The sequence below is a fragment of the Acidimangrovimonas pyrenivorans genome (assembly GCF_042643245.1).
Lineage (GTDB): Bacteria > Pseudomonadota > Alphaproteobacteria > Rhodobacterales > Rhodobacteraceae > Acidimangrovimonas > Acidimangrovimonas pyrenivorans.
Map to the genome: position 1 here is coordinate 160,597 of NZ_JBHRSK010000003.1, position 7,505 is coordinate 168,101.

General features: G+C 68.4%; 8 protein-coding genes and 1 tRNA gene. 6 read left to right on the plus strand and 3 right to left on the minus strand.

All coding sequences use genetic code 11. From position 1 onward, the window contains the following. Positions 1–283: 283 nt before the first annotated feature. Genes ACFOES_RS02990 through ACFOES_RS03000 form a run of 3 tightly spaced genes read left to right on the plus strand, consistent with a single transcriptional unit; the run spans position 284 to position 2,643 of the window. Positions 284–1,249, plus strand: a complete 966-nt coding sequence (locus ACFOES_RS02990; RefSeq protein ID WP_377831693.1) for a LacI family DNA-binding transcriptional regulator — start codon at positions 284–286, stop codon at positions 1,247–1,249. Further along, positions 1,246–1,734 (plus strand): tRNA (N6-threonylcarbamoyladenosine(37)-N6)-methyltransferase TrmO, encoded by a 489-nt coding sequence (tsaA, locus tag ACFOES_RS02995; protein WP_377831679.1) that lies wholly within the window; start codon positions 1,246–1,248, stop codon positions 1,732–1,734. The genes ACFOES_RS02990 and tsaA overlap by 4 nt, the downstream gene beginning before the upstream one ends. 3 nt (positions 1,735–1,737) lie before the next feature. Continuing rightward, positions 1,738–2,643: a DMT family transporter gene (locus tag ACFOES_RS03000; RefSeq protein ID WP_377831680.1), complete on the plus strand. Its 906-nt coding sequence runs from the start codon at positions 1,738–1,740 to the stop codon at positions 2,641–2,643. A 47-nt stretch (positions 2,644–2,690) separates the two neighbouring features. Here the strand turns inward: ACFOES_RS03000 and ACFOES_RS03005 are convergent, their stop codons facing one another. The 3 genes from ACFOES_RS03005 to dapF all read right to left on the minus strand — a co-directional run bounded on the left by ACFOES_RS03005 (position 2,691) and on the right by dapF (position 5,313). Further along, entirely contained in the window at positions 2,691–3,098 is a 408-nt protein-coding gene (locus ACFOES_RS03005; RefSeq protein ID WP_377831681.1) for a c-type cytochrome, read from the minus strand. Positions 3,099–3,220: 122 nt separating this feature from the next. Beyond that, positions 3,221–4,477: a tRNA (N(6)-L-threonylcarbamoyladenosine(37)-C(2))-methylthiotransferase MtaB gene (mtaB, locus tag ACFOES_RS03010; RefSeq protein ID WP_377831683.1), complete on the minus strand. Its 1,257-nt coding sequence runs from the start codon at positions 4,475–4,477 to the stop codon at positions 3,221–3,223. After that, positions 4,474–5,313 carry a diaminopimelate epimerase gene (gene dapF, locus ACFOES_RS03015; protein ID WP_377831685.1) on the minus strand — a complete coding sequence of 280 codons (840 nt, stop codon included), beginning with the start codon at positions 5,311–5,313 and terminating at the stop codon, positions 4,474–4,476. Before dapF ends, mtaB begins: the two co-directional genes overlap by 4 nt. 106 nt (positions 5,314–5,419) lie before the next feature. Here dapF and ACFOES_RS03020 point away from each other — a divergent pair. The 3 genes from ACFOES_RS03020 (at position 5,420) to ACFOES_RS03030 (ending at position 7,377) form a co-directional block, all read left to right on the plus strand. Continuing rightward, positions 5,420–5,495 (plus strand) — tRNA-Lys (locus tag ACFOES_RS03020). A gap of 377 nt (positions 5,496–5,872) precedes the next feature. Beyond that, entirely contained in the window at positions 5,873–6,430 is a 558-nt protein-coding gene (locus ACFOES_RS03025) for a helix-turn-helix domain-containing protein (RefSeq protein WP_377831686.1), read from the plus strand. 212 nt (positions 6,431–6,642) lie between these two features. Next, complete coding sequence (locus tag ACFOES_RS03030; RefSeq protein ID WP_377831688.1) at positions 6,643–7,377, plus strand: hypothetical protein; 735 nt, start codon at positions 6,643–6,645, stop codon at positions 7,375–7,377. Positions 7,378–7,505 lie beyond the last annotated feature (128 nt).

The window sequence follows — 7,505 nt, forward strand, 5'->3', positions numbered from 1 at the left end:
CCGCAGGCAAAGAAAAAGGGGGAGTGAATTTGGCCCGCCACTCCCCCCTTGGGTCCGGGCGTCGCGCTTTGAGAGCTTGCAGGACAGGCCGGATATCGCCGGCGCCACGCGCCGTTAGCGTTAACATAGCCGCATTGCGGGGCTTGGACAAGCGAAAGCTTTGGCGCTAACAAGGGATCAGACCCAGCGACAACAGAGTTCACCGGTGACCACACAGCAGCCGCCCGTCCCGCGCCGCACGCTGACCCTGCGCGACGTCTCCGAAGCCTCCGGCGTCAGCGAGATGACCGTCAGCCGGGTGCTGCGCAACCGCGGCGACGTCTCCAAGGCGACGCGCGAGAAGGTGCTGAGCGCGGCCAAGGCGCTGGGCTACGTGCCCAACAAGATCGCCGGCGCGCTGGCCTCGCAACGGGTCAACCTGGTCGGCGTCATCATCCCGTCGCTGTCCAACATGGTCTTTCCCGAAGTGCTGGCCGGCATTTCGGCGGTGCTGGACGAGACCCCGCTGCAGCCGGTGGTCGGCGTCACCAACTACCGGCCCGAGAAGGAAGAGCGGGTGCTCTACGAGATGCTGTCCTGGCGGCCCTCGGGGGTGATCATCGCCGGGGTCGAGCACAGCGCCGCCTCGCGGGCGATGCTCGAGAATGCCGGCATCCCGATCGTCGAGATCATGGATGTCGACGGCGAGCCGGTCGACTCGATGGTTGGCATCTCGCATCGCCGCGCCGGGCTGGAAATGGCGCGGGCGATCATTGCCGCCGGCTATAGCCGGATCGGTTTCCTCGGCACCAAGATGCCCGACGACCACCGGGCGCGGAAACGGATGGAAGGGTTCGAGGAGGGGCTGGCCGAGGCCGGGCTGGCGCTGGAGGATCGCGAATTCTACTCGGGCGGCTCGGCCCTGCTGAAGGGGCGCGAGATGACCGAGGCGATGCTGGCGCGCTCGCCCGATCTGGATTTCCTCTATTACTCCAACGACATGATCGGTGCCGGTGGGCTGTTGTGGTGTCTCGAGAAGGGCATCGACGTGCCGGGCCGGCTGGGGCTGGCCGGTTTCAACGGGGTCGAGTTGCTCGACGGCCTGCCCTGCCAGCTGGCGACGATGGATGCCTGCCGGCGCGAGATCGGGCGCAAGGCGGCCGAGATCATCGCCGGCACCGCGCCCGAGGGCGCGGCGGGGGTGCGCCTCGAACTGACACCGCGGCTGGAGCTGGGCGACACGATCCGCAAACCGGGACAGACAGCATGACGGAAGAACGCAACCCGATGCGGCCGGGCGAGGTTGCCCTGGCCTTCGATCCGGCCGAGCGGGCCGAGGCCGGGATCACCTTCATCGGCCGGCTGCGCACGCCGTGGAAAAAGGGCGACTGTCCGCGCAACCTGCGCAAGGCGCGCGAGCGCGGCGGCGCGTTTAGCGTCGAGCTCGACCCGGCCTATCGCGACGGGCTGACCGGGCTGGAGCCGGGCCAGGCCATCATTCTGCTCTACTGGATGAATCAGGCCCGGCGCGACCTGATCGTGCAGACCCCGGGCCATGCCGACGGCCCGCGCGGCACCTTCGCCCTGCGCTCGCCGGTGCGGCCCAACCCGGTCTCGCTGGCCACGGTGCGGATCACCGCGCTGGAGCTCGAGGAGGGGCGGATTTCGGTCGACGCGCTCGACTGTTTCGACGGCACGCCGCTGGTCGACATCAAGCCCTGGCGCGACACGATCGACGTGCCGCCCACGTCCTAGGGAATGGCCGAAGCCGCCGCCCGCCGCACCGCGCTGCCCTCGGCCATCGCCCTGCGGCTGTTCGCGGCGGCGATGGTCGCGGCGATGTCGGCGCTGGTTCACGGCCTGGGCGGCAGGGTCGAGCTGGGCCAGGTCATCTTCTGGCGCTCGGCCGTGGCGCTGCTGCCGATCGGGCTCTATGCCGCCTGGCGCGGCGGCTTCTCGGCGCTGGCGACGCGGCGGCCCGGGCTGCATGTCGCCCGCGGGGTCCTCGGTGCGCTGGCCATGGGGTGTTACTTCTTCGCTCTCACCAGGCTTTCGGTTGCCAATGCCCAGGCGCTTTCCTTCCTCGCGCCGCTGTTCAGCCTGCCGCTGGCGGCGCTGCTGCTGGGCGAGAGGCTGGGCCGCCGGGTCCTGCTGGCGGCGCTGCTGGGGTTCGGCGGTATTCTGGCGATGCTCTGGCACGCGCTGAGCCTGCCCGGCGGCGGGGCGCTGGCCGGGGTGCTGGCCGGCCTGGGATTCGCCGCGGTGATGGGGGTGCTGCGGGTCCATATCCGGGCGATGACCGTGACCGAGCCAGCCGTCGCCATCGTCTTCTGGTTCGCCCTGGCGACGACGCTGCTCGGGCTGGCGACGGCCCCGTTCGGCTGGTCCGTGCCCGCCGCGCGGGACATGGCGGCGCTGGTCGGCACCGGGCTGGTCGGCGGCATCGGCGCCATTGCCATGACCGAGTCGGCGGCGCGGGCGCCGGTCGCGCTGCTCGCGCCCTTCGACTATTCGGCGCTCGGCTGGGCGCTGCTGATCGACGCCGCGATCTTCGGCACGGTGCCGGGCGCGAACGGGGGGATCGGGCTGGCGGCGATCACGATGGCCGGGTTGCTGGTCGCGCAGCGACGCGGCCGCGCACAAACGCCCGGCGGGGAAGGCTGACCCTTCCGCCGGGCGTCGTGCCGGCCGGCCCGACCGTCTCTGGCGCGCTACTGCTGCTGGATCGACTCGAGATACATCGCCAGCGACAGGATGCGGCCGCGTGCCTCGACCACGCTCTGGTAATCCTCCGGGCCGCGCATCGCGCTGTCCGAGAACACCCGGCCGAAGACCGGCATCGCCCCGCCATGGGCCCTCACCCCGGTGCGGCCGTCGATGACATGGATGACGTTCAGCATCGGGAACGTGCCGCCATTGTTCTTGGCCAGCAGCGTCAGGTTCGAGGCCGGGATCGTCATCACGCCGGACATGTCGCCGTCGCCCTTGCCCTGATCACCGTGACAGGTGGCGCAATAGTCCATGTAGAGCCCCTTGCCGAGTTCGGCATCCTGCGCCCATGCCGCGCCCGCGCCGAGAACCGTCATCGCGAGCGCCGTGAAAATCGCCTTCCCCTTCATGCCTTCCTCCAAAATGAACCGCAGTAACGCCGTTCAGAATGACACCGCTGCGGCGACTGGCATTGACGCGCGTCAAGGCGGATTCCCGAGGGACAGAGGCGGGATCGGCGGGAATCGGGCGCTCAGGCGGTCAGGCGCTGGCCGTTGATGCCGGTGATCGCGGCGGTGACGATCCGGCCCTCGGGCTGGTCGGCGGCGAATTCGACCTCGGCGAATTGCGGCGTGCGGCCCAGGCGCGGGCCCTCCATCAGCACCGCGTGGCTCTGCCCCAGCTGGGCGGCCAGGTGGGCCGTGACCTGCGCTTCGCCGGCCGCCCGCAGCCGCGCCGCGCGCTCGCGGATCGCCGGGCCGGGCACCTGCGGCATGCGGGCGGCCGGGGTGCCCTTGCGCGGGCTGTAGGGGAAGACATGCAGCCAGGTCAGGCCGCAGTCCTGCACCAGCCTGAGCGAATTCTCGAACATCTGTTCGGTTTCGGTCGGGAAGCCGGCGATGATGTCGGCGCCGAAGGCGATGTCGGGGCGCAGCTTGCGGGCTTCCTCGCAGAAGGCGATGGCGTCGTCGCGCAGGTGGCGGCGCTTCATCCGCTTGAGGATCATGTCGTCGCCGGCCTGCAGGCTGAGATGGAGATGCGGCATCAGCCGCGGCTCGGTGGCGATCGCCTGCATCAGCATCTCGTCGGCCTCGATCGAATCGATCGAGCTGATCCGCAGCCGGGCCAGGTCGGGCACCAGCTTGAGGATTCGCATCACCAGGTCGCCCAGCTTGGGCTGGGCCGGCAGGTCGGCACCCCAGGAGGTCAGGTCGACCCCGGTGAGGACGACCTCGTTGAAGCCGCGATCGACCAGCCGCTTGATCTGTTCCACCACCACCCCGGCGGGGACCGAGCGCGAATTGCCGCGGCCATAGGGGATGATGCAGAAGGTGCAGCGGTGGTCGCAGCCGTTCTGGACCTGGACATAGGCGCGGTGGCGGCCGAAGCCGTCGATCAGGTGGCCTGCGGTCTCCTTCACCGACATGATGTCGTCGACCTGCACCTTCTCGGTCTCGCCGATCAGGTCCGGGGTCGCCATCGCGGTCCAGGTGCCCGCCTGCATCTTCTCGACATTGCCGATCACGCGGCTGACCTCGGGCATCGCGGCGAAGGTCTCGGGCTCGGTCTGGGCGGCGCAGCCGGTCACCACCAGCGTCGCGTCGGGATTGTCGCGCCGCAGCCGCCGGATCTCCTGCTTGGCCTTGCGCACCGCCTCTGCGGTCACGGCGCAGGTGTTGACCACGACCATGTCGCCCAGGCCGGCGGCCTGCGACAGCTCCTTCATCGCCTCGGTCTCGTAGGCGTTGAGCCGGCAGCCGAGGGTGGCGAAGATCGGCGGATTGCTCATGCCAGGCCCGCGAGGAACGCCGGCGTCAGCACGCCGTCGAAGACATGGGCGGTGGGGCCTGTCAGCCAGACCCCGTCGTCGCGCCAATCGACCTCGAGCCGGCCGCCATCGACATCGACGAGGACGCGCCGCCCGGTGAGGCCGCGCCGCGCCGCCGCCACTGCCGTGGCGCAGGTGCCCGAGCCGCAGGCCAGGGTGATGCCGGCGCCGCGCTCCCAGACCCGCATCCGCAGGTGATCGGGCGCGACCAGCGCCGCGAACTCGACATTGGTGCGTTCGGGGAACAGCGGGTCATGCTCGAATCGCTTGCCCTCTGCGGCGACGTTCACCGCCTCGGCATCCTCGACGAAGAAGACGCAATGCGGGTTGCCCATGCCGACGGCGACGGGTGCGCCCGGCAGCGGCAGCTCCAGGGTGTCCATCGCACGGGCCAGCGGCACCTCGGTCCAGTCTAGCTGCGGCGCCCCCATGTTGACCCGGGTCAGCCCGTCGCCGGCATCCTCGGCCAGCAGCAGCCCGCGCTCGGTGCGCAGCGTCAGGCGCTCGGCCCCGGTTTCGCGCATGACATGGGCGGAAACGCAGCGGGTGGCGTTGCCGCAGGCGCCGGCGATCGAGCCGTCGCTGTTGTAGAAGGTCAGCCGGATATCGGCCTCGTCATCCTCCTCGATCACCGCGAGCTGGTCGAATCCCACCCCGCGATGGCGATCGCCGAGTGCGCGCGCGAGTCCGGCCGAGACACGGTTCTCCCGCCCCCGCTGGTCGATGACCACGAAGTCGTTGCCCAGCCCGTGCATCTTCATGAAGGGCAGGCCCTGGGGGGAAGCGGCGTCTGTCATGGCGGGCGATATAGGCCGCGCGGAAACTTTTTGCCAGAGCGTGCGGTTTTTTCCGCGAACGCCCTTGACCACCCCGGGCGTTCTTTCTAGAGAAGCCGCCGTGAGTGGGCCGTTAGCTCAGTTGGTAGAGCAACTGACTTTTAATCAGTGGGTCACAGGTTCGAATCCTGTACGGCTCACCACTGATACCAAGGGCTTGGCCAGAAAATGGCTGAGCCCTTTGTCTTTCTCTGCTATGCTGGAGCTGTTGCGAATCCCCGATTCAGGTCTTGCAAGGGCGGGCCGGGGCGGTCGGATGAGCTGCGAATCATCATCAAGTGTGCCACGCTGCCCGAATAGTTGGCAGGATCGCTCAGATCGGGCTTGTCAGGGCTAGCCGGCAGTATCACAAATGGTTAATGATGCGATGGTCTCGGTGTTGCTGATTTGGCGACAATGGGCGGCATCGAGATTCGGTGGGGGGTATTGCGGGCGTATTATTAAGTACGCGAAACCGCAAAAAAGTACGTATACTGCATAATTTTTTCAGTAAACCCGCAGCTTGGTGGGCAGACGGATGATGTTCAAAGAGCTCGATATTTCTGATCGGCTTCGCATGCTCATGACGCATGAAAAGATGACTGTTGCGGATGTGGCAGCAGCGGCGGGCGTCTCAAAGAGCGCGATGGAAAAGTACCTTGCCGGGCCGAGTTCGCCGCGCGCGATCGCGATCGCCTCTTTGTGCACGAGCCTCGGTGTCAGCGTCGAATGGCTTCTCTTCGGCGAAGGCGACGACGATCGGCTGAAGAACCGCGACCTTGCGACCCGGGTGGTCTTTCAGCTCCTGCAGGATCTCAAGTCTCCCGGCCCGATGCGCGATCAGTTCGAGCAATCCGAGCCCGGGAGCCCGGAATTCAACGCCTTCGCTTTCAGCCTCGCGACCGAGCGGGCCGAAGAACTCGGCGGCAAGCTGGGGGATTCGCGGCAGCGTGCCCTGCGCGCGGCCACGGCAGGGTTGAAGGATGCGGCGAAGCTGCATCAGGAAAAGCTGGATGCGCAGCAGGCCGTCCCCGGTGGCGGGAAAGATGCCCTTCGCCGCTTCCGCAATCAGCTTCGCCGCTCTCCGCGCGACAAGTGACCCCCGGCGGGTCGCGGCCGCGAGATCGGGGCGCGGGGCCGCGATTCCGTGCCCTGTGCCGTGTCTTCTCGAAGCGCAGGCCATGACGTGGCCTCCCGGCCGGGCCAGGCCTCGGGGCGTCGGACAGCCCGCCGCGGTTGCGTGGCGCGCGCCCGCGGGCTAAGCCCGGAGGCGGGCCGGGCGTTGCCGGCCGCGATGCCGAGGGAGACCCGATGACCAACGCCCGCCGTCCCGTCCGCCTGCTCGCGGCGCTCTGCGGTCTCGTCCTGCTTGCCGCCTGCGCCGGCAAGGGCGATCTCGACCAGCCGCCGCCGCCGCTCGGGCCGTTCAAGCTCGGCCTCAACATCGTCGTCGCCAAGAACGCCCAGAAGAGCCCGGTCTCGCGCTCGGCCACGGCCGCGGAATGGGAGGCGGCGCTGAAACAGGCGATGGTCGACCGCTTCGGCCGCTACAAGGGCGACAAGTTCTACGACTTCGGCATCAATGTCGACGGCTACGCCCTGGCGCCACCGGGCATCCCGATCGTGCTGTCGCCCAAGTCGGTCCTGGTCATCACCGTCAACATCTGGGACGACCCGGCGCAGAAGCTGCTGAACGAGAAGCCCAAGCAGATCACCGTGCTCGAGGGGCTGAACGGCGAGACGCTGATCGGCTCGGGGCTGATCCGCAACAAGAAGAAGCAGATGGAAGTGCTGTCCTACAACGCGGTCAAGGCGATCGAGAAGTGGCTGCTCAAGCACCCGGAATGGTTCGAAGAGCCGGCAGCCGGCTCTGGCACGGGCGCTGCCGCGAGCGACGGCGCGAAGACCGACAGCGCCGCGAGCGCGACCGGCGCCACCGGGACGGGCCAGACAGGGCAGGCGACGAAGAAGACCGGCGAGGCGACGAGAACGGTTATCGTCGCAGCGCCGAAGCTGCCGGCATCGGGGCCCGCAAACGGCAACTGACGCTTGATTTTCTCGCTCCCAGTGAGTAAGTGGCGCGCGATGCTGAATCGGGTCCGCCGGGACCCCCCAAACCATGAGGCGATCCGCGAATGGCAAAGGCAAAGTTTGAACGGACGAAACCGCACGTC

What these genes read in the sequence shown, in the direction of transcription:
- ACFOES_RS02990 (WP_377831693.1), top strand. Translation starts at nt 284, where the DNA reads ATGACCGTCAGCCGGGTGCTGCGCAACCGCGGCGACGTCTCCAAGGCG.
- tsaA (WP_377831679.1), top strand. Translation starts at nt 1,246, where the DNA reads ATGACGGAAGAACGCAACCCGATGCGGCCGGGCGAGGTTGCCCTGGCC.
- ACFOES_RS03000 (WP_377831680.1), top strand. Translation starts at nt 1,738, where the DNA reads ATGGCCGAAGCCGCCGCCCGCCGCACCGCGCTGCCCTCGGCCATCGCC.
- ACFOES_RS03005 (WP_377831681.1), bottom strand. Translation starts at nt 3,098, where the DNA reads ATGAAGGGGAAGGCGATTTTCACGGCGCTCGCGATGACGGTTCTCGGC.
- mtaB (WP_377831683.1), bottom strand. Translation starts at nt 4,477, where the DNA reads ATGAGCAATCCGCCGATCTTCGCCACCCTCGGCTGCCGGCTCAACGCC.
- dapF (WP_377831685.1), bottom strand. Translation starts at nt 5,313, where the DNA reads ATGACAGACGCCGCTTCCCCCCAGGGCCTGCCCTTCATGAAGATGCAC.
- ACFOES_RS03025 (WP_377831686.1), top strand. Translation starts at nt 5,873, where the DNA reads ATGTTCAAAGAGCTCGATATTTCTGATCGGCTTCGCATGCTCATGACG.
- ACFOES_RS03030 (WP_377831688.1), top strand. Translation starts at nt 6,643, where the DNA reads ATGACCAACGCCCGCCGTCCCGTCCGCCTGCTCGCGGCGCTCTGCGGT.